General features: G+C 68.5%; 23 protein-coding genes. 12 read left to right on the plus strand and 11 right to left on the minus strand.

Going from position 1 to position 20,080, the window contains the following annotated elements; translation table 11 throughout:
- Window positions 1–6 precede the first annotated feature (6 nt).
- The 4 genes from ACLBW1_RS02465 to ACLBW1_RS02480 form a co-directional block, all read right to left on the minus strand.
- Window positions 7–330, minus strand: coding sequence for a barstar family protein (locus tag ACLBW1_RS02465; RefSeq protein ID WP_447809886.1), 324 nt, complete (start codon window positions 328–330; stop codon window positions 7–9).
- Window positions 327–749 carry a ribonuclease domain-containing protein gene (locus ACLBW1_RS02470; protein WP_447809887.1) on the minus strand — a complete coding sequence of 141 codons (423 nt, stop codon included), beginning with the start codon at window positions 747–749 and terminating at the stop codon, window positions 327–329. Before ACLBW1_RS02470 ends, ACLBW1_RS02465 begins: the two co-directional genes overlap by 4 nt.
- A gap of 67 nt (window positions 750–816) precedes the next feature.
- Window positions 817–1,701 (minus strand): SAM-dependent methyltransferase, encoded by an 885-nt coding sequence (locus ACLBW1_RS02475; protein WP_447809888.1) that lies wholly within the window; start codon window positions 1,699–1,701, stop codon window positions 817–819.
- Window positions 1,702–1,750: 49 nt separating this feature from the next.
- The gene (locus ACLBW1_RS02480; RefSeq protein WP_447809889.1) at window positions 1,751–2,167 is read right to left on the minus strand and encodes a YccF domain-containing protein; all 417 of its coding nucleotides are present in this window, start codon (window positions 2,165–2,167) and stop codon (window positions 1,751–1,753) included.
- 82 nt (window positions 2,168–2,249) lie between these two features.
- Between ACLBW1_RS02480 and ACLBW1_RS02485 the strand changes: the two genes are divergently transcribed.
- From ACLBW1_RS02485 to ACLBW1_RS02505, 5 genes are all read left to right on the plus strand, one after another.
- Window positions 2,250–3,119 (plus strand): SDR family NAD(P)-dependent oxidoreductase, encoded by an 870-nt coding sequence (locus ACLBW1_RS02485; RefSeq protein ID WP_447809891.1) that lies wholly within the window; start codon window positions 2,250–2,252, stop codon window positions 3,117–3,119.
- Window positions 3,120–3,179: 60 nt separating this feature from the next.
- Window positions 3,180–4,451 (plus strand): GAF domain-containing protein, encoded by a 1,272-nt coding sequence (locus tag ACLBW1_RS02490; RefSeq protein ID WP_447809892.1) that lies wholly within the window; start codon window positions 3,180–3,182, stop codon window positions 4,449–4,451.
- A 54-nt stretch (window positions 4,452–4,505) separates the two neighbouring features.
- On the plus strand, window positions 4,506–4,979 hold the full coding sequence (locus ACLBW1_RS02495; RefSeq protein WP_447809893.1) for a winged helix-turn-helix transcriptional regulator: 474 nt from the start codon (window positions 4,506–4,508) through the stop codon (window positions 4,977–4,979).
- Between the two features lie 49 nt (window positions 4,980–5,028).
- Window positions 5,029–6,471 carry an MFS transporter gene (locus ACLBW1_RS02500; RefSeq protein WP_447809894.1) on the plus strand — a complete coding sequence of 481 codons (1,443 nt, stop codon included), beginning with the start codon at window positions 5,029–5,031 and terminating at the stop codon, window positions 6,469–6,471.
- An 89-nt stretch (window positions 6,472–6,560) separates the two neighbouring features.
- Window positions 6,561–7,334 (plus strand): acetoacetate decarboxylase family protein, encoded by a 774-nt coding sequence (locus ACLBW1_RS02505; protein ID WP_447809895.1) that lies wholly within the window; start codon window positions 6,561–6,563, stop codon window positions 7,332–7,334.
- On the opposite strand, the gene ACLBW1_RS02510 is transcribed toward ACLBW1_RS02505, so the two are convergent.
- Window positions 7,331–7,777, minus strand: coding sequence for a MarR family winged helix-turn-helix transcriptional regulator (locus ACLBW1_RS02510; RefSeq protein WP_447809896.1), 447 nt, complete (start codon window positions 7,775–7,777; stop codon window positions 7,331–7,333). The genes ACLBW1_RS02505 and ACLBW1_RS02510 overlap by 4 nt on opposite strands.
- A 62-nt stretch (window positions 7,778–7,839) precedes the next feature.
- Here ACLBW1_RS02510 and ACLBW1_RS02515 point away from each other — a divergent pair, with 62 nt between their 5' ends.
- The gene (locus tag ACLBW1_RS02515) at window positions 7,840–8,208 is read left to right on the plus strand and encodes a VOC family protein (protein WP_447809897.1); all 369 of its coding nucleotides are present in this window, start codon (window positions 7,840–7,842) and stop codon (window positions 8,206–8,208) included.
- Between the two features lie 60 nt (window positions 8,209–8,268).
- Here the strand turns inward: ACLBW1_RS02515 and katG are convergent, their stop codons facing one another.
- Together katG and ACLBW1_RS02525 are read right to left on the minus strand one after the other, a co-directional pair.
- Window positions 8,269–10,482 carry a catalase/peroxidase HPI gene (gene katG, locus ACLBW1_RS02520; protein ID WP_447809898.1) on the minus strand — a complete coding sequence of 738 codons (2,214 nt, stop codon included), beginning with the start codon at window positions 10,480–10,482 and terminating at the stop codon, window positions 8,269–8,271.
- 84 nt (window positions 10,483–10,566) lie between these two features.
- Complete coding sequence (locus ACLBW1_RS02525; protein WP_447811112.1) at window positions 10,567–10,983, minus strand: Fur family transcriptional regulator; 417 nt, start codon at window positions 10,981–10,983, stop codon at window positions 10,567–10,569.
- Between the two features lie 113 nt (window positions 10,984–11,096).
- Between ACLBW1_RS02525 and ACLBW1_RS02530 the strand changes: the two genes are divergently transcribed.
- Both ACLBW1_RS02530 and ACLBW1_RS02535 read left to right on the plus strand, forming a co-directional pair.
- Window positions 11,097–11,927, plus strand: coding sequence for a DUF1206 domain-containing protein (locus tag ACLBW1_RS02530; RefSeq protein WP_447809899.1), 831 nt, complete (start codon window positions 11,097–11,099; stop codon window positions 11,925–11,927).
- 56 nt (window positions 11,928–11,983) lie between these two features.
- The gene (locus ACLBW1_RS02535; protein WP_447809900.1) at window positions 11,984–13,048 is read left to right on the plus strand and encodes a GNAT family N-acetyltransferase; all 1,065 of its coding nucleotides are present in this window, start codon (window positions 11,984–11,986) and stop codon (window positions 13,046–13,048) included.
- Here ACLBW1_RS02535 and ACLBW1_RS02540 read toward each other — a convergent pair.
- Window positions 13,020–13,487, minus strand: a complete 468-nt coding sequence (locus tag ACLBW1_RS02540) for an SRPBCC family protein (protein WP_447809902.1) — start codon at window positions 13,485–13,487, stop codon at window positions 13,020–13,022. The two genes, ACLBW1_RS02535 and ACLBW1_RS02540, sit on opposite strands and share 29 nt — an antisense overlap.
- Window positions 13,488–13,595: 108 nt before the next feature.
- On the opposite strand from ACLBW1_RS02540, the gene exaC reads away from it, so the two are divergent.
- From exaC to ACLBW1_RS02560, 4 genes are all read left to right on the plus strand, one after another.
- A complete protein-coding gene (gene exaC / locus ACLBW1_RS02545) occupies window positions 13,596–15,119 on the plus strand; it encodes an acetaldehyde dehydrogenase ExaC (protein ID WP_447809903.1) in 1,524 nt (507 codons plus the stop codon).
- A 2-nt stretch (window positions 15,120–15,121) separates the two neighbouring features.
- The gene (locus ACLBW1_RS02550) at window positions 15,122–15,535 is read left to right on the plus strand and encodes a DUF779 domain-containing protein (RefSeq protein ID WP_447809904.1); all 414 of its coding nucleotides are present in this window, start codon (window positions 15,122–15,124) and stop codon (window positions 15,533–15,535) included.
- 119 nt (window positions 15,536–15,654) lie between these two features.
- Window positions 15,655–16,041 (plus strand): DUF779 domain-containing protein, encoded by a 387-nt coding sequence (locus ACLBW1_RS02555; RefSeq protein WP_447809905.1) that lies wholly within the window; start codon window positions 15,655–15,657, stop codon window positions 16,039–16,041.
- Between the two features lie 50 nt (window positions 16,042–16,091).
- A complete protein-coding gene (locus ACLBW1_RS02560) occupies window positions 16,092–16,982 on the plus strand; it encodes an SDR family oxidoreductase (RefSeq protein ID WP_447809906.1) in 891 nt (296 codons plus the stop codon).
- Here the strand turns inward: ACLBW1_RS02560 and ACLBW1_RS02565 are convergent, their stop codons facing one another.
- The 3 genes from ACLBW1_RS02565 to ACLBW1_RS02575 are packed head-to-tail and all read right to left on the minus strand — an operon-like array spanning window position 16,983 to window position 20,079.
- Window positions 16,983–18,329, minus strand: a complete 1,347-nt coding sequence (locus tag ACLBW1_RS02565) for a hypothetical protein (protein ID WP_447809907.1) — start codon at window positions 18,327–18,329, stop codon at window positions 16,983–16,985.
- Between the two features lie 3 nt (window positions 18,330–18,332).
- A complete protein-coding gene (locus tag ACLBW1_RS02570; protein WP_447809908.1) occupies window positions 18,333–19,160 on the minus strand; it encodes an SDR family NAD(P)-dependent oxidoreductase in 828 nt (275 codons plus the stop codon).
- Between the two features lie 31 nt (window positions 19,161–19,191).
- On the minus strand, window positions 19,192–20,079 hold the full coding sequence (locus ACLBW1_RS02575; protein ID WP_447809909.1) for an esterase/lipase family protein: 888 nt from the start codon (window positions 20,077–20,079) through the stop codon (window positions 19,192–19,194).
- Window position 20,080 lies beyond the last annotated feature (1 nt).

Consider the following 20,080-nt stretch of genomic DNA (forward strand, 5'->3'; position numbering starts at 1 on the left):
ACCCTGTCAGCTCAGTCGCAGTGGCACGCCGCAGTCGTCGAACACCTCGATGATGTGGTCGAAGACCGACCGGTCGCCGCGCATCTGTGTCGAGAGCTGCTCGCGGGCGATCTCGCTGTGCCGCCACACGAACTCGAACGGCCTGTCGTCGGGTGTGCCGAAACCCCCACGGAGACAATCGGCCAACGCGTCGAGGTTCGCGCCGAAGTAGCCACCGGGACCGTTCACCGCCCGCCCGATCTCGGTGTAGAAATCCTCGGGCGAGGAGATCGCGTCGCCGTCGATCTCGTAGCGCACCGGGTCCGAGGGACGGGCGGGGGCATCGGTCATGCGTCCACTATCTCGCAGAACGAGCCGTAGTGGTCACCGGTGTAGTAGTAGTGCGGCGGGGAGGTGAGCGGCGTTCCGCCGGTGACGATCCGACGTGCGCCGCGGGTCGACGCACCCGGGGTGGGCACCGTGTACTCGTGGTAGTAGCTAGACGACTGCGCGGGCAGCACACCCTCGCGGTTGGAGAAGACGACGCCGTCGTTGTTGGGGTAGGGGAACGGTCCGCCGGAATGGATGCGGTCCACCGTCTGCGACGCCTGCGCGGGCAGATTCGCCAGGTAGCAGTTCGAGATGGCCGCATCGGCGGTCGCCGGGGTGGCGAAGGCGATGGCGCCGAAGGTGGCCAGGCCGGCGAGGCCGGTCGCCAGTCGGGTGGTGACGCGTCGGCCGGAGGTGCGGGGAGCCAGTGTGGTTAGCATGCGCAACAGTCTTGTCCGCATCGGTGACGTCCGGTGATCATCGAGATGAACGGGGCGTGACCGTTCCTCAGCGACGATGCGCCACAACGAGATCGAGCGTCTGCTGCATACGGGTCCACGGGGTGCCCTCCGGCGCGGGCCGGCCGTAGTCGGCGAGCAGCGTCACGAGCGAGTCCGAGGTGGTCGCCCATCCGTGTCCGTCGAGCCAGTCCTGTGTCGCGAACTGGCCGATGTCCAGGAACAGTTCGTCCATGGTGACGCCGAAGGCCGAGCCGTCGAAGTCGGCGTGATCGGGTTCGAACGGTTCGCGGGGGACGTCGAGGACGAGCACACTGCCCGAGGGTGCGACCGATCCGATGGTGGTGAGCAGGGACTCCTGGTCCTCGGCGCGCAGGTAGGGGAGCAGTCCCTCGGCGAGCCACACCGTGGGCACGTCGTCGCGCAGCCCGGCGTCGCGCAGCGCGCCGAGCCAGTCGTCGCGCAGGTCGCAGGCGACCGTCACCCGATGGGCGTCGGTGTGTGCGTCGAGTCCGTCGAGCACCTCGTTCTTGAAGTCGAGGACGGCGGGCTGGTCGACCTCGAACACCGGCGTGCCGGCGGCCCACGGCAGGCGAACCGCCCGTGCGTCGAGGCCGGAGGCGAGGATCACCGCCTGTGCGCAGCCCGCCGCGGTGGCGTCGGCGACGGCGGTGTCGATGCGCCGGGTGCGCGCGGCCATCATGTCGCGCAGCATCGTCACCGATCCTGTCGCCGACGGGTCGTCGGCGACGAGACGCTCGATGGCCTCCGGGGTGAGGGAGTCGTCGCCTGCGGCACGGACGAACTCCTCGGCGAACCGATCTCGGATCAGCGCATCGGGGCGGCGGGTCTCCAGTGCCCGCCCGAGGGCGACGAGCAGGGCCGTGCGCCCGACGCTGGAGGTGATGGTCCACGTGTCCTTGTTAGTACGCATGGCTAAATGCTACGCCGATGCCCCCGCTCGGGATCGGGATGGACTGATCTCAGTAGCGCACGGCCGGGTTGGTCACCGGTGGCGCGAGGCGGGCGTCGGTGGAGACGATGCGCGACCCGAGAGGCAGCAGCGAGATGGGGATCATCTTGAAGTTCGCGATGCCCAGCGGGATGCCGATGATCGTGATGCACAGTGCGACACCGGTCACGATGTGGCCGATGGCCAGCCAGATACCCGCGAAGATCAACCAGATCACGTTGCCCACGGCCGACGCGGCGCCCGACGACGGGTCGCGGACCACCGTGCGGCCGAACGGCCACAGCGCGTAGTTCGCGACCCGGAACGACGCGATCCCGAACGGGATGGTGATGATCAGGATGCAGCAGACGATGCCGGCGAGGACGTAGCCGACGGCCATCCAGAATCCGCAGAGCACCAGCCAGATGATGTTGAGGAGTGTCTTCATGTGTCCAGTGTGCCCGCGAATCGGACACCCTGCCCTCGCCGCCGAGTGACATCGACCGATGGCAGTCGTCTACCGTTTGCCCATGGCGAACGCAGTGACCTCGTTGACCAACCGCGTGGTGCGGACCGCGATGCAGCGGCCGCGCTCGGTGCGCGACCTCGTCGATCTGACCCGGGCCCCGGCCGAGGGGCTCGAGGGCAAGACCGTGCTCATCACCGGATCATCCTCGGGCATCGGTGAGGCGGCGGCTCGCAAGTTCGCCAAGCACGGGGCGAACGTATTGCTCGTGGCGCGACGGGCCGAGGAGCTCGAGACGGTGGCGGCGAGCATCCGCGCCGGCGGTGGACTCGCCCACCCCATCCCCGCGGACCTGTCCGACACCGACGACATCGCCCGACTGATCGAGGCGGTCACCGCCGATCACGGCTGCCCCGACATCGTCATCAACAACGCCGGGCGTTCCATCCGCCGCGACGTCCTCGACTCCACCGACCGCCTGCACGACTACCAGCGCACCATGGCGATCAACTACTTCGGCCCGGTGCAGCTCACCCTCGGCTTCCTCCCCGCGATGCGTGAGCGGGGCAGCGGACAGTTCATCAACGTCTCCACCTGGGGTATCCCCATGGGGGCGATGCCGAAGTTCTCGGCCTACGCCGGCTCGAAATCCGCGCTGACCGCATTCGGCCGCAGCATCGCCGCGGAGTTGCGCGGCACCGGGATCGCGGTCACCACGGTGTTCTTCCCGCTGGTGAGGACCCCGATGATCTCGCCGACCGACGAGTACACCGAGGCGCCCGCCCTGTCGTCGTCGGAGGCCGCGCGATGGCTGATCCACGCCGCGATCCACCGTCAGGCCGAGGTGATGCCGCGGGTCGCGCGGTTCATGCGTCGCGTCGGTGCGGTCTCGACCGACGCCGCCGACGAACTGATTGCCCGCTCGGCCGTCTGACCCGCGTCGGTCTGTGGCGCGTGCCACACACCGATCGGCTGTGCTGGCACAATGGCGGCCGTGGCGGCAACACCCAGCGGATCGCTCGACCAGCCGGATCAGGTCCGGCTGGCCTTCGAGCGGTTCCTCGCCGACCGGTCCACGCGGCGTGATTCGGTGCGGTCGGTGGTCCGCGACTCCTGGATGCGGTCGCTGCGCGGTGGCGTCGACCCCTCCGGCTCGACGGTCGCCGACATGTCCTCGGGCGACTTCGACACCTACCGCGCCGCGCACCCGATGACCGCGATGCGGCCGCTGGTCCGTTCGCTGATGCTCGATGACATCGGCGGCGCGGGGGTCGTCGTCGCGCTCACCGACGAGGTCGGACGGCTGCTGTGGCTCGAGGGTGATCACGCCGCCCGCGACCGCGCCGCGGCCATCGACTTCGTCGAGGGTGCGATCTGGTCGGAGGAGACCGTCGGTACGAACGCCCCGGGTCTGGCCCTCGCCGTCGATCGCGGGGTGCAGATCGTCGGCAGCGAACACTTCGCCGAGCCGGTGCAGGAGTGGAGCTGTGCTGCGGCGCCGGTGCACGATCCGGTGACCGGGCACGTCATCGGTGTCCTCGACATCACCGGTGGACGGCAGGTGGCGGCGCCGTTCGCGATGTCGACCGTCCGGTCGGTGGTCGCGGCGATCGAGATGCAGATGCGTTACGGCGGTGTCGATCTCGGTCGGATCAGCACACCCGGCGGAGCTTCCGGCGCGCACCTGTCGGTGACCGACGCCGCGGGGTTAAGGGTGGTGCTCGACGGCCGCACCCATCGTCTGAGCCCGCGTCACGCGGAGATCCTGCTGTTGCTCGCCCACCATCCCCACGGACTGGGCACCGAGGAGCTTGCCGCGAAGCTGTCCGACTCGGGCGTCGACGCGGTGACGGTTCGGGCCGAGATATCCCGACTGCGACGCGATCTCGGTGCCGACGTGGTGTTGTCGCGCCCGTACCGGCTCGGTGTCCACCTCGAGTCCGACGTGCACCGCATGACCGAACTGGTCCGCAACGGCGACGTGGTCGGCGCGATCGACGAGCTCGGTCGAGGCGGGCTGCTCGCCGGGTCCCGCGCCCCCGGTGTGGTGGAGCTGTTCGAGGAGATCACCGCCGACATCCGTTCGGCGGTGATGCGCGGACAGCAGCGACGAGGTCTGCAGGCGTGGACCGATTCGGTACACGGGCGCGACGACGCCGAGGCCTGGCAGGCACTCGCGGCGGTGGTGGGTCCGGGCGATCCGGGTCATGCGCAGGCGCTGGGCCGGGTTGCCCTGTTGGACAGGCGCTTCGGGCTCAGCAGCTAGGCCGCAGCATCGACCCTGGCGAGATCGGCATAGAGCCAGCGTAGGCTGTGCTCCATGGCAATGGCTCTCGACACATCACTCGCCGATCGCACCCGATGGACGGCGGAGGAGTGTTCGGTGGCCAAGGCGCTCGAGGTCGTCGGGTCGCGCACGGCGATGCTGTTCCTCCGCGAGGCGTTCTACGGCACCACCCGCTTCGCCGATTTCGCGCAACGTGTCGGGGTGACCGATGCGGCCGCGGCCACGCGACTCAAGCAGCTCGTATCCGACGGGATCTTCGCCAAGCGCCCGTATCAGGAGCCCGGATCGCGTCCTCGGCACGAGTACGTCCTCACCGACAAGGGTCGCGACCTGCTCCCTGTGGTGCTGGCGATGATGGAGTGGGGCGACCGCCACCTGCAACCCCAGGGGCCGCCGGTCGAGGTCGTCGACGCATCCGGTGAACGGGTCGGTGTCTCGGTGCGCACGGTCGACGGCGACGAGGTGGGTCTCGACGCACTGCGTCTGCGGCGGGGACGTCGCGCCTGATCGAGCGATGTCTGTATTGACCACGCTGTAGTCAGGGCCTACCGTGACTATGGTGACCACCAGAGTAGCGGAGCCCGAGGCATCTGCGACCCGCCGTCCCGGCATCGTCCTGTTCGTCCTCTCGTTGGCCGCGTTCATGGCCAGCCTCGACGTCTTCATCGTCAACGTCGCCTTCGACGACATCGGCCGCGATTTCGCGGGATCGAATCCGTCGCAGTCGATCCCGCTCTCGCAACTGTCCTGGATCCTCAACGCGTACACCATCGTCTACGCCGCGCTGCTGGTCCCGGCGGGTCGTCTGGCAGACCGTTTCGGCCGCAAGGAGAGCTTCCTGTTCGGCCTCGCCCTGTTCACCGTGGCGAGTGCCGCCTGTGCCGCGAGCGACGGCGTCTGGTGGTTGGTGGCGGCGCGCGTGGTGCAGGCGGTGGGTGCGGCGATCCTCACCCCGTCGAGCCTCGGCCTGGTGATCGCGGCGGCCACCCCTGCCAACCGCGCTCGCGCAGTGCGCATCTGGGCGGCCACCGGCGCCTTGGCCGCCGCTCTGGGCCCGGCGTTGGGCGGCATGCTGGTCGAGGCCTCCTGGCGGTGGATCTTCCTCGTGAACATCCCGGTGGGGATCGTCGCGTTCGTCGGGGCGGTGATCGTGGTGGAGCGTTCGCGCGACGACTCGCCGACACCGTTCCCCGACATGCTCGGCGCCGCCCTCCTCGCGGTGTCGATCGGTGCGCTGACACTCGGACTGGTCGAGGGTCCCGACTGGGGTTGGGCCGATATGCGCACGGTGACCGCGTGGATCGTGTCGGTGGTGGCGCTGGGCCTGTTCGTCGTCAGCTCGTCACGCCACCGGTCGCCGGTGATCGACGCGGCTCTGTTGCGGGTGCGCGCCTTCTCCTTCGCGAACGCCACCGCTGTCCTGTTCTCGATCCCGTTCGCCGCCTCTCTGCTGGTCAACATCCTGTGGATGCAGCAGGTCTGGGGATACTCGGCGATCCGCACCGGCTTCGCGGTGGTGCCCGGACCGTTGATGGTCCCGCTGTTCACAATCGTCGGACACCAGCTCGCCACGCGTCGGGTGCCGATCGGCGTCATCGTCGGCGTGGGGTGCGCGCTGATGGCCGGTGGCGCACTGCTGCTCGCGGCGTCGGTGGGCCAGACGCCGGACTACGTGGGCGACATGTTGCCCAGCCTGCTCATCGGCGGCAGCGGGATCGGGCTGGCCCTGCCGTCGATCCTCTCGTCGGCGACCGCCGACCTGCCGCCCACACAGGCGGCGACCGGTAGCGCGGTGGTCAACATGAGCCGTCAGATCGGCACTGCGCTCGGGGTCAGCATCATCGTCGCCGTCATCGGGACGCCCGTCGGCTACGCCGCGGCCCACACCTCGTTCACGCACGCGTGGTGGACATTGGCCGCCATCGCCGTCCTCGCCGCGGTCGTCGCCCCGGGGATGACCCCTCGACGCCCACAGACGCAGCCCGTCCCGGCGAACTGACCCCGCCGACCCCTCCCGCTCAATGGAACGGTTCTGTTAGTTTGTTCCATATCGGCGTGGGGCTCACGCCGGCGGAAGGAAGTGACGACGTGGTCGCGAACCCCATCGCATCGATCGAGTCGCGCTGGCGAGGCCTGGCGTCGACCATCCCCGAGGGTGTCGCCACCCCCGCCATGAACGACGCACTGCCCGAGGTGGGCAGTCCTGCGCCCTGGTCGATCGCCGGGAGCGGGGTGTTCTGGTCGGCGAAGGCGCGTCGCTCCGACCGCGAGCTCCTCCCGCCGTCCCTGGCCCGCTTCGCGATCCCGCTGCTGCGCGTCGGATTCGGGGTGCGTTACAGCCACACGCCGGTCGGCACCTACAACGAACTCGGTGGCGTCATCGTCTACGCGCGCCCCGGCGGCGTGTTCGGCCACATCCCGTTCCTGCCCGTCGACTCCGCGGCCACGATGCGCGGTGGTCGCGAGAACTGGGCGCTGCCGAAGGTCCTCGCCGAGTTCACCGGCGACCCGGCCGAGGCGAGCGAGTTCACCGCATCCGGCGACGGCTGGTCGGTGGGGGTGAGCGTCGGGGACGCGGGTCCGGCGCGGACACTTGCCGTGCCCAGGGCGCTCGGCTGGCCCATCCTGTCGACCGTGATCGCCCCTGCGCTCAGCGGGATGGAGCAGGTGTTCGCCGACGGTTCGCGGGCCCGCACCGGCGCGCTCGACATCCCGGACTTCGACATCACCACCGCCGAGACCACCGTGACGGTGTCGACCACCGGCAGCGAACCGCTGCGTCGTCTGTTCCCGGATCGCGCGTACCGCGGCAACGTGATCACCTACCGCGACGTGGTCCTCGGGGCTCCGCGCATCCGCTAGGAGTCGGTGTCGCCGAGGTTGGCGACGATCTTCCGTAGCACGCCGAATGCCGCGGCGCGCTCGGCGGCGTTCACCCCGTCGAGCATGGACACCTCGACCGATCGCACTGCCGCGGAGGCCTTCTCGAGAACTCGTCGCCCCTTCGGGGTGAGTTCGGTGGGCAGCACCTTGCCGACGGGGGGCTGCTCGGGCCTGCGCACGTACCCGTCGCGCTCGAACGTCTGCACCAGCACGTTCATCGATTGCCGCGTCACGAAGGTGCCCCGCGCCAGCGCCGCCGTCGACAGGCCGGGGCGCTGGGCGAGGAGCTCGAGGCACGAGTACTGCGTGACCGTCAGCCCGAGGGGAGCGAGCGCGGTCTCCATCGAGACGCGCAGCGCAGTCGATGCCCTCTTCAGGAGATATCCCATCGACGTCTCGAGATCGATGCCGTCTTGACTCATGTCAGTATCCTGACATAGCCTCAGTCGTGTCAGGCACCTGACACCCAGCGAAGGAGAACCCCATGCCCGTCACCGGCCCCGATTTCATCTCACTGCAAGCTCGTGATCTCGACGCATCACAGGCGTTCTACGAGAAGTACGTCGGGTTGGTGCGGTCGCCGGCCGGACCACCGCACGCGGTGGTCTTCACGACCAGCCCCATCGCCTTCGCGCTCCGTGAGGTGGTGGCGGGGACCGATCTCGGCGCGGTGGATCAGCCCGGGATCGGGATGGCGCTGTGGATGCACGCCACCGATGTGCAGGCCATCCACGACGCCCTCGACGCCGACGGCAAGGCGATCGTCACCGCACCGTTCGACGGACCGTTCGGTCGCACCTTCACCTTCGCCGATCCCGACGGCTACCACGTGACGCTGCACGACAGGTCCTGACACGACGACACCCCGCCGACCGATGCGGTCGACGGGGTGTCGTGGTGTGTCGAGCCGGGGTCAGCCCTTCACGTCGAAGCGATCGGCCATCATGACCTTGTCCCACGCCGCGACGAAGTCGTGCACGAACTTCTCCTTCGAGTCGCTCTCGGCGTAGACCTCGGCGACCGCGCGCAGCTGCGAGTTCGACCCGAACACCAGGTCGTTGCGGCTGCCGGTGTACTTCTGCTCACCGGACGCGCGATCCTTGCCGACATAGGTGCCCTGCTCGTCGCCGACGGGCTCCCACACGGTCTCCATGTCGAGGAGGTTGACGAAGAAGTCGTTGCTCAGCGTCTCCGACTTGTCGGTGAACACACCCAACTTCGAGCCGCCGTGGTTGGCGCCCAGCACTCGCAGGCCACCGACGAGCACGGTCAACTCCGGTGCGCTCAGCGTCAGCAGGTTGGCCCGATCGACCAGTGCGAACTCCGCGGGCAGGCGATCGCCCTTGCCGAGGAAGTTACGGAACCCGTCGACCTTCGGCTCGAGGTAGGAGAACGACTCGACGTCGGTCTGCTCCTGCGTGGCGTCGGTACGCCCCGGGGTGAACGGGACGGTGATCTCGACGCCGCCGTTGCTGGCGGCCTTCTCCAACGCCGCAGCGCCACCGAGGACGACGAGGTCGGCGAACGAGACCTGTGCGCCGCCCGCGCTGTTGAACGACTCCTGGATCGACTCGAGCGAACGGATCACCTGGGCCAGCTCGTCGGGCTCGTTGACCTCCCACCCGGCCTGCGGCTGCAGACGGATGCGACCACCGTTGGCGCCACCGCGCTTGTCGCTGCCGCGGAACGACGAGGCCGCCGCCCACGCGGTCTTGATGAGCTGCGAGATGGTGAGTCCCGACTCGAGGATCTTCGCCTTGAGCGCGGCGATGTCCTCGCCACCGATGAGATCACCGGTGACCGCCGGGATCGGGTCCTGCCACAGCAGTTCCTCGCTGGGCACCTCGGGGCCGAGGTAGCGGACGACCGGTCCCATGTCGCGATGCAGCAGCTTGAACCAGGCGCGGGCGAACTCGTCGGCCAGCGACGAGGGATCGGCGAGCCAGCCGCGGGTGATCTCCTCGTAGATCGGATCGACGCGCATCGCCATGTCGCTGGTGAGCATCATGGGCGGGTTCTTCTTGCCCTCGATGTGGGCGTCGGGGACGAGATCGGTTGCGGCGCCGTCCTTCGGACGCCACTGCCATGCGCCGCCGGGGCCCTTGTGGACCTCCCACTCGTAGCCGTAGAGGGTCTCGAGGTAGCTGTTGTCCCACTGGGTGGGGGTGGGCGTCCAGGCGCCCTCGATGCCGCTGGTGATGGTGTATTCGGCGTTGCCGGTTCCGAAGCTGTTCTTCCAGCCCAGGCCCTGCTCCTCGAGGGGTGCACCCTCCGGCTCGGCACCGATGTACTTCTCGGGATCGCCTGCGCCGTGCACCTTTCCGAAGGTGTGGCCGCCGACGACCAGTGCGGCGGTCTCACGGTCGTTCATGGCCATGCGGCCGAAGGTCTCGCGGATGTCGTTGGCCGACAGCTGCGGATCCGGGTTGCCGTTGGGGCCTTCGGGGTTCACGTAGATGAGACCCATCTGCACGGCGCCGAGCGGCTCTTCCAGCTCACGGTCGCCGGTGTAGCGCTCGTCGCCCAGCCACGTCTGCTCCGGGCCCCAGTACACGTCCTGCTCGGGCTCCCAGCGGTCCTCGCGGCCGCCACCGAAACCGAACGTCTCCAGGCCCATCGACTCCAGCGCGACGTTGCCGGTGAGGACGATGAGGTCAGCCCACGACAGGCTCTTGCCGTACTTCTGCTTGATCGGCCACAGCAGGCGACGCGCCTTGTCGAGGCTGGCGTTGTCGGGCCAGCTGTTGAGCGGGGCGAAACGCTGCATGCCCGCGCCCGCGCCGCCGCGACCGTCGTGCACGCGGTAGGTGCCGGCCGAGTGCCAGGTCATACGGATGAAGAACGGGCCGTAGTTGCCCCAGTCGGCGGGCCACCAGTCCTTCGAGTCGGTGAGCACGTCCTTGATGTCGGACTTCACCGCGGCGAGGTCGAGGCTGTTGAACGCCTTCGCGTAGTCGAAGTCCTCACCCAGCGGGTTCGCGACAGCCGGGTTCTTCTGCAGGATGCCGAGGTTGAGATTGTGCGGCCACCAGCCGCGGTTGGTGTTGCCACCCTCCACCGGCGCGGTGTTGCCGTGCACCACCGGGCAACCGCCCGACGCGTGGTCGGCGGGCTGATCCTCGTTCATCTCTTTTTCGCGGGTTTCGTGGGCTTCGGTCACGAGATTCCTTCCGGTGTTGGACAACTGGCTGTAGAGCAGACGGGATCGCGATCAGTGCGGAGTTCGCGCCCGGCGTTCGGTGGTGCACTGCGCGCAGTGGCCCCAGTAGATGACCTCGGCTTCGTCGATCTCGAAGCCGTTGCTGGTCGACGCGGTGAGGCAGGGCGCCTCGCCCACGGCGCAGTCGACGTCGGCGATGGCGCCGCACGATCGGCACACGACGTGATGATGGTTGTCCCCGACACGCGATTCGTATCGGGCGACCGATCCCGCGGGTTCGATACGCCGCACCAGACCGGCGCGGGTCAGGGCGCCGAGCACGTCGTAGACCGCCTGGCGTGACACCTCGGGCAGGACGGTCCGCACCGAGGTGAACACGGTGTCGGTGTCGGCGTGGGGATGCGCGGCCACCGCGTCGAGAACCGCCATACGCGGACGGGTCACGCGCAGCGACGCTGCGCGCAACATTTCCGTGTGATCGGTCCGCGGGTGCACGCCACCACTATGCGTGACTTTTCTGGACTCAGTCAAGACTCGCCGGGATGAATTCTGGGTGACGTCGGACTTCCTAGGGTGAGCAGATGCAGAAGTTCGGTGCCGGGGAGGTGGTGCGCGCGGTCGATGACGCCACCGGCAACGCCTGGTTCGAGGTCGCCGCCCGCGCCGGTCACGTCACGAGCGGCATCGTCCACATCCTCATCGCCTACGTGATCGTGCGGATCGCCGTCGGGGCCGGCGGCAACGCCGACCAGTCCGGAGCGCTGTCAACCGTCGCGAGCACCACGGGTGGCACGGTCGCACTCTGGGCGGCGGCCGCGGCGTTCGTCGCGATGGCGTTGTGGCGCGTGGCCGAGGCGGTCGTCGGCGTCCACGCCACCGAACCCAACGGCCCCGACGACGAAGGTGCGTCGGGGCTTGCCGACCGCGGCAAGGCGCTGAGTCTCGCGATCATCTACTTCGCCTTCGCGTGGACGGCGGTGCGCTTCGCCCTCGGTGACGGCACCTCGAGCGGGCGCGAGAACGCCGGCCTCAGCGCGCGGCTGATGGGTTCGGGCGCAGGGAAGTTCGCCCTGATGATCGTCGGGATCGTGATCTTCTGTGTCGGCAGCTACCACGTCTACAAGGGCGTCACGCGGAACTTCATGGACGACCTGTCGCTCGACCACAACGTCGCGGTGCGCACCACCGGGGTCATCGGCTACGTCGCGAAGGGCGTAGTGCTCGCCGTCGCCGGCATCCTCGTCGGTGTCGCGGTGGTGCGCGCCGATCCGTCGAAGGCCACCGGTATCGACGGTGCCGTCAAGACCCTCGGCACCGCACCCGCCGGGCAGATCCTGCTCTTCGTCGCGGCCATCGGCGTCGCCACCTACGGCGTCTACGCCTTCGTCATGGCCCGCTACGCCCGGATGTGATCACACTGCCAAAAATGTCGTTGCTGAATGCAACGACGCCTCGACAGAATGCGCAGATGACTGCACTCACGATTCCCGTTCTGGAAGGTGAGGGAATCCGGCTGCGGCCGTTCACCTTCGCCGACACCGCGGCGGTGGTGTCGGCTGGCCGCGACCCGTACATCCCGTGGGTGACCACCGTGGACGCTGACGGTGACGACGCCGCGGCCCGCGCGTATGTGGAGCGTCAACACCAGCGAGCCCGCGACGGTGCCGGATGGTCGTTCGCAGTGGCCGAGGGCGCCACTGATGAGGTCATGGGACAGATCGGGGTGTGGAAGTCGGTGCCGCGGCACGGTCGGTTCCACATCGGCTACTGGGTGGCCCAGGAGTTTCGCGGCGCCGGGGTGATGTCGCGCGCGTTGCGGTTGGCCACCGCTTTCGCGTTCGGGCTCGAGGGCTTCGTCCGAGTCGAGCTCTTCGTGGAACCGTGGAACGCCGGATCGCGCGGCGCGGCGCGCAACGCCGGTTACAGGTGCGAAGGACTGCTTCGCGGCAGCCACCTCATCGACGGTGAACCCCGCGACATGCTTCTCTATGCGCGCACCGTTCTCGACGACCCGGAGACGGGAAGGGTCCGGACTCGAGAGGCGGTCATTTCCGAGGCGACCGCCGACGACGCCCCGGAACTGCTTGTGCTGCAGCGCTGCTGCTGGGTCGCCGAGGCGATCGCGAACGACACGCTCGACATCCCGCCCCTCCACGAGACGCTCGAGGACGTCGTCGCATGGATCGGCGACTGGATGACGCTCACGGTTCGGGACGGACCTCGACTGATCGGCTCCGTGCGGGGTCGTCTCGCCGGTGACACGTGGGAGATCGGCCGGTTGATGGTTGCCCCGGACGTGGCGGGGCAGGGCCTCGGGCGCCGACTGCTCGAACAGGCCGAACGGCTGGCACCGGCAGAGGCGACGACCTTCGAGCTCTTCACCGGCGCACGCAGCACGCGTAACCAGCGGATCTATCGCGACGCCGGTTATCTCCTGGTGGAGAACGGAATCGATACGACCGGTCACATCCCGGGTGCGGTTGTCCTCCGGAAGGAGCGCGGGTTCAGGCGAAGCGCGCGGCGAGGCGCTTGAGGGTCTCGCTGATGCCGTCGCCGTTCTTCTTGTCGTAGCCGGTCAGGGTGAGCGCGGCCGGGAGCTTGGCGGTGCCGTAGTTGAACGACTCGGTGACGGTCGTGACGCCCGGGGTCTTCTCGTCGAGCTCCCAGCGCCACTTGTGGCCCATCGGGTGCTGCCACTCGACGACCTTGTCGGGGACGATCTCGGTCGCCGTCGAGGTGATCTTGTAGGGGACGCCGAACTGCTTCATGCCGACGCTGAACTTCGCGCCGGTGGTCAGGCGGTCGGGGCCTTTCACGGCGCTGTCGCGCACGGTGCCCGACCCGTCGAGCTCGTGGTGGCGGTGCGGGTCGGCGACCAGGGCGAAGATCTGCGACGCCGGCGCGTTGACCTGCACCTGACGGGCGACGATCTTCGGGCCGATGTCGACTGAGGTCACGGTGGAGTTCGTCATGACCCTCACGCTACGCATCGGCTCCCACGATGCAACGGGCTTGCAACGTCGGTCGGCGTAGCGTCTGTGGTGCACATCACAGACTCATCAGGACAGGGAGGTCCAGACATGGCAGTGTTCGCCAACCCCGGAACCGACGGCGCGGTGATGAACTTCGAGTCGCGCTACGACAACTGGATCGGTGGCAAGTGGACGCCGCCGGTGAAGGGCCAGTACTTCGAGAACCCGTCGCCGGTCAACGGCAAGACCTTCTGCGAGGTCGCGCGTTCGACCGCCGAGGACATCGATCTCGCGCTCGACGCCGCCCACGCCGCCGCCCCTGCCTGGGGCAAGACCTCGGTCGCCGAGCGCTCGCTGGTGCTGCTCAAGATCGCCGACCGCATCGAGGAGAACCTCGAGAAGATCGCCGTCGCCGAGTCGTGGGACAACGGCAAGGCCGTCCGCGAGACGCTCGCCGCCGACATCCCGCTCGCCGTCGACCACTTCCGGTACTTCGCGGGAGCGCTTCGCGCCCAGGAGGGTTCGCTGTCGCAGGTCGACGAGGACACCGTCGCGTACCACTTCCACGAGCCGCTCGGCGTCGTCGGTCAGATCATCCCGTGGAACTTCCCGATCCTCATGGCGGTCTGGAAGCTGGCCCCGGCGCTGGCGGCCGGCAACGCGGTCGTCCTCAAGCCGGCCGAGCAGACCCCCGCGTCGATCCTGTTCCTGATGTCGATCATCGGTGACCTGCTGCCCGACGGCGTGGTCAACATCGTCAACGGCTTCGGCGTGGAGGCGGGCAAGCCGCTCGCCTCGAGCAACCGGATCCGCAAGATCGCGTTCACCGGTGAGACCACGACCGGCCGCCTGATCATGCAGTACGCCTCAGAGAACATCATCCCGGTGACCCTGGAGCTCGGCGGCAAGAGCCCGAACATCTTCTTCGCCGACGTGATGGCGTCGGACGACGGTTTCCGCGACCGCGCACTCGAGGGCTTCACGATGTTCGCTCTCAACCAGGGCGAGGTGTGCACCTGCCCGAGCCGCGCCCTGATCCAGGAGTCGATCTACGACGAGTTCATCGACCTCGCCGTGGCCCGCGTGGAGAAGATCAAGCAGGGCAACCCCCTCGACACCGACACGATGATGGGTGCCCAGGCCTCCAACGACCAGTTCGAGAAGATCGTCTCCTACCTGAGCATCGGGCAGGAGGAGGGCGCGAAGGTGCTCACCGGCGGCGAGCCGCTGACCCTCGACGGTGACCTGGCCGGCGGTTACTACGTGAAGCCCACGGTGTTCGCGGGCAACAACAAGATGCGCATCTTCCAGGAGGAGATCTTCGGACCTGTGCTCTCGGTCGCCACGTTCGCCGACTACAGCGAGGCCATGTCGATCGCCAACGACACCCTCTACGGTCTCGGAGCCGGCGTCTGGTCACGTGACGGTGCCACCGCCTACCGCGCGGGACGCGAGATCCAGGCCGGTCGCGTGTGGACGAACACGTATCACGACTACCCGGCACACGCGGCCTTCGGCGGCTACAAGGCCTCGGGCATCGGACGCGAGAACCACCTGATGATGCTCGAGCACTACCAGCAGACGAAGAACCTCCTCGTCGGGTACGCCCAGGGCGCCAAGGGCTTCTTCTAGAGATGACCGCCACCGACAGGGTCGTCGCCACCGACTCCGCGGTGGAGCTCCTGACCAAGTTGTCGGAGCTCCACGGCGGTCTCATGATCCACCAGTCCGGTGGGTGTTGTGACGGCTCGGCCCCGATGTGTTACCCGGTCGACGAGTTCCGCGTCGGGCAGCGCGATGTGTTGCTCGGCGAGATCGATCTCGCCGATCCCCTTCCCGCCGTGCGGGTCTGGATCCAGGGAGATCAGTACGAGGTGTGGAAACACACGCAGCTAATCCTCGACGTGGTGCCGGGCCGGGGCGCCGGGTTCAGTCTCGAAGCGCCCGAGGGGGTGCGGTTCCTCGCACGTTCACGGGTCTTCGACGAGGCCGAGAACATCTGGCTCGACGCATGCCCGCCACGGCGGGGAGCCGAGTTCGCGACCTGAGTCGCATCTCGCCGGCCGCGTGAGGAGCACCGCCGCCCCGGATCGTCTGTGACCAAGACGACCGGGGTGGTCTGCGTCCTTCGGCCGCGCCCGGTCGCCGATGGGCCCACCATGAAGCGATGACCGTCGACGACCTGCCCGTTCTCGCGCACGAGGCCGTCCTGGCGACGGGCGGTGCCGTCGAGGTGCTCACCGCCCTCACCGAGGTCCACGGTCAACTCCTCGTCCACGAGGCCGGCGGTACCTGCGCCGGGTCGGATCCCATGTGCCACCCGGTGCGCGAGTTCCGCGTCGGGCTGCGCGACGTGATCGTCGGCGAGATCGCACTGCCGGAACCACTGCCCCCGGCCCAGGTGTGGGTATCGGCGGAACGGTATGACCTGTGGCACGACGCCGAGATCGTGCTGGGTGTCGCGGCCGGTCGTGGATCGGGGTTCAGCCTCGAGGCTCCCGACGGGATCCGGTTCGTCGCGCAACCCTTCGCCGGACCCGGCACCGGCCGCTAGGTTGTAACCGCCCGTGACTCGAAGACGTCGGGTCGGGGTAGGAGAAGTCGATGTCGTCTGTGCGGGGCAAGGTCGTCCTCATCACCGGTGGTGCTCGCGGGATCGGATGTGAGACGGCCCGGGCGCTCGTCGGCAAGGGCGCCAAGGTGGTCCTCACCGATCTCGACGAGGGGCCGCTGGGACTGATCGGTGAGGAACTGGGTTCGTCCGCGGTCACCGTCGTCGCCGATGTCACCGACCTCCCCGCCATGGAACGCGCGGTCGCCGTCGGCATCGAGGCCTTCGGCGGGATCGACATGGTGCTCGCGAACGCCGGGATCGCCAGTTACGGCTCGGTGCTCAACACCGACCCGGTCGCCTTCCGGCGGGTGGTCGACATCAACATCACCGGCGTCTTTCACACCGTGCGCGCCGCACTGCCGTCGGTGATCGAGCGCAAGGGCTACATCCTGGTGGTGTCGTCGCTCGCGGCGTTCACCCCCGCGCCCGGTCTCGCCGCCTACAACGCGAGCAAAGCCGGGGCCGAGAACTTCGCCAGCGCACTGCGACTCGAGGTGAAGCATCTCGGGGTCGACGTGGGGTCGGCCCACATGTCGTGGATCGACACCCCGCTGGTGCAGGACGCCAAGAAGGACCTCTCGGCGTTCGCCGAGATGCTCGATTCGTTGCCGGGCCCGTTGAGCACGACCACCACCGTCGACAAATGCGTCGACTCGTTCGTGGCGGGACTCGCGAAACGCAAGCGCCGGGTGTTCGTCCCCGGGTGGGTCGGCGCCATCGGGTGGCTGCGGAACGTGATCACCTCGCCGATCGGCGAGAAGTCCTCGCTGGCCATGGCTCCCACCGTGGTGCCGAAGATGGACGCCGAGGTCGCGGCCCTCGGCCGCTCCACCAGCGCCCGGAACATCGACAGCGGCGCGGTGGTCGAGACCGACCACTGATCAGTCGGGTGTCGTCGCATCCCGGCGGAGGAGTACGACAGCAGCCACCGCGCAGACCGCAATGGTCGCCACGGCAGCGACGATGCCCGTGGTCGTCGCGGACGAGTAGCTCAACCCACCGAAACCGTCGAATCCGTCGGAGTCGGTGAGTGGGGTGTAGGCCGTCCACCCGACGCTGGCCCCGGTGGTGCGGGTCAACAGGGGCAGGAGCAACAGGGCGCCTATGACGATCGCGCCGTCGGGCGATGTGCGTCCCCGAACGGCGGCGACGAGTACCGCGCCGACCACTGCGGGGACCACGAACGCGCCTGCGAGCACGGGGACCGCGGCGGACAGATCGCCGTCGAGGAACTGGGTCGCGGTCAGGATCGCCAGCACCACCAACCCGGCCACCAGGAGTCGGGGCCCCGCGCTCGGCCGGGATCCGCGCGCGAGAACAACTGCCGACACCGCACCCACTCCGACCAGTGCGGCGATCACGACGGCCATCGTCGCGCCGCTCGCGGTCGTACCGTCGGCGCCGTGAGCGGCCACCACCGCGACTGCAGCGAGCCAGATCGCGCCGCTCCGACCGGGCGTCACCAGCGCGATGAGCACGGCGATGCCTGCGAGCACGTAACCGCCGAGGAACGTGTGCAGGCCCGTCGAATCACTCATCGCGGAACTGATCCAGCGGAGGAACCACCAGAAGACCAGGGCCCCGGCGACGCTGGTGCCGGCTGCCATGGCCACCGACGGCAGTGGCGGATGCTGCAACGACTCGGCGAACCGGCGCCGGTGCAGCACGGCGAGAACGATCACCGCAGCGACCACGAGTGCCGCACCGACCACGAGGACCCGGTCGCCGGCGAACTGTGTGTATGAACCCTTCGAGGGCAGGTAGTCCGCATAGCTGCGGTTGCCCGTCGGTTCGTGCCGTCGGATGGATGACAGCGCCGTGATCGCGTAGCTGCCGACCGCGAAGCCCGCGACGATCGCGGTCAGTGCGGCCCGACGTCCGATCGTCGATGCGAGAGCGACAGCGCCTCCGAGCGCTGCCCCGGCTCCGACGGTCCCGATGGCCGGTGGGGGGTCGAGGAGGGCTGCCACCACGAGAACCACTGCGCCCGCGCCCATACCGATGAGGGCGACCCCGGCTCGGCGCGCCGCGGTCGCGACCGTCACTGCGATGAGACCACCGAGTGCGATGGCCGTCGGGGTGGAGTCGAACGGGAACCCCGGCGGTGTCGCCGAGAAGCCGAACACATCGCCTTTCGCTGTCGGCGCGGTCAATACGCCACCGGCGATGAGCGCGATGACGGCGACACTCGCCGTCGCCGCGATCTGCGTGCGATCCCGGTGGACCATCGCTCAGCGTCCGACGAGCTGTGCACTGATGTCCCAGAAGCGTTCGGCGAGTGCCGTGTCCGTGCTCTGCCGACTCGAGGTGGCGGGCTTGCGTTTGGCGAAGTATCCGCCGGGCGCCCAGTCGGAGCCCGGGGTCGAGGTGGCCAGCCATACGAGGGTGTCGGCGCCCTTGCTCGGCGAGATCGTGACGAGGTTCTTGATCACGGGGGTGTGGTAGGCGAAGCGCATCAGGTGGGTGGTGTCGCTGGCGAAGTTGGTGCCGACGATCCCGGGATGGAACGAGGCCGCGGCGATCCCCCGATCGCCATGTCGTCGTTGCAGTTCGCGGGTGAACAGGATGTTCGCCAACTTGGCGTCACCGTAGGCCTTCTCGGGCGAGTAGCCCTTCTCGTTCTGGAGGTCGTCGAGGTCGATGCGACCCCACTGTTTCGCTGCGACGCTCGCCGACTGGATCACCCGCGCGTTGCTCTCGGCGAGACGGTCGAGCAGGAGATCGGTCAGCAGGAATTGCGCGAGGTGGTTGACCTGGAAGGTCTTCTCGAAACCGTCGACGGTGACCTCACGGTCGCCCATGATGCCGCCCGCGTTGTTGGCGAGCACATCGATCCGGGGATGGTTGTCCAGCAGGGTCGTCGCGAGGGTGCGCACCTGGGCGAGTTCGGCGAAGTCGGCGACGTGATGGGGTACGCCCAGCTCCCGGGCGACGGCGGCGGTTTTCTGCGGCGAACGACCCACCAGCACGACGTCGTGGTCGGGAGCGAGCGCACGCGCGGCGGCGGCCCCGATCCCGTCGCTGGCGCCGGTGATGACGATCGTCTCGCGTGGAGTCATGGCGCCCATCGTGTCAGTTGCTTTCGGCGACTCAGACCCCGGACAGCGGTGTCGAGAACACACACGGCGCGAGGGGCGCACCGGGGTCGAGGGCTCGCATGACGTAACTCAGTGCTCTGCGGTCGTAGACGATCGCGAGATGGTCGGTGAAGTTCTGCGAGCAGGAGTCCTGCAGGAGGATGTTGGTGACGTTCGGCCCGCGCAGGAATGCGGTGTCATACGGGGTGACGACCTCGTCGAACCGCGTCTCGATCACGGTGTAGCGGATGCCCGGCACGGTGTCACCGCCCGCGTTGAGGCGTCGCAGGAAGCCCGATCCGGCGATCTGTTGACGGATGGCCGTGCCCAGTCCGAGCCGGAGCGCCTCGGGCACACCGGGAATCGAGGCAAGACCGAGGACCGTGGTGCCGTGATTCGACGGGGCGAGTCCCACGAGGTGGTCGATGGTGGTCCCGCCGCCGAGGAACTTGGCGTAATACCTGGCCATCATGCCGCCCTGCGAGTGCCCGACGATGTCGACCTTCGTCGCTCCGGTCGATGCGCGCACGCGGTCGACGAAACGGGCGAGTTGCGCTGCGGACTGCTCGATGGGGCCGGTGCCGCCCACCTTCCCGGCACCGGGAAAGCCGAGGTAGTTCGAGCCGGGTTGCTGCCCGAAGTTGAGGGCGTACACGCAATAACCGGCGTTCTTCAGCAGGGGCGAGAGCGCCTGCCAGTCGATCGTCATGTTGAACAGCGTTCCGTGGGCGAGGATCACCGGACGCGGATGAGCTGTCGTGGGACGACAGTTCCAGTCGTTGGATCCCGGGGGTGCGGAGTCAGGTCGCGATAGGGCGGTCGCGGTGGCCGCGTTGAGCGAATACTGCACGGGGAGTGGGGCGGCCGTGGCCGGGGATCCCAGAGCCAGGGTGATCGCCACC

The sequence above is a fragment of the Williamsia sp. M5A3_1d genome (assembly GCF_053345315.1).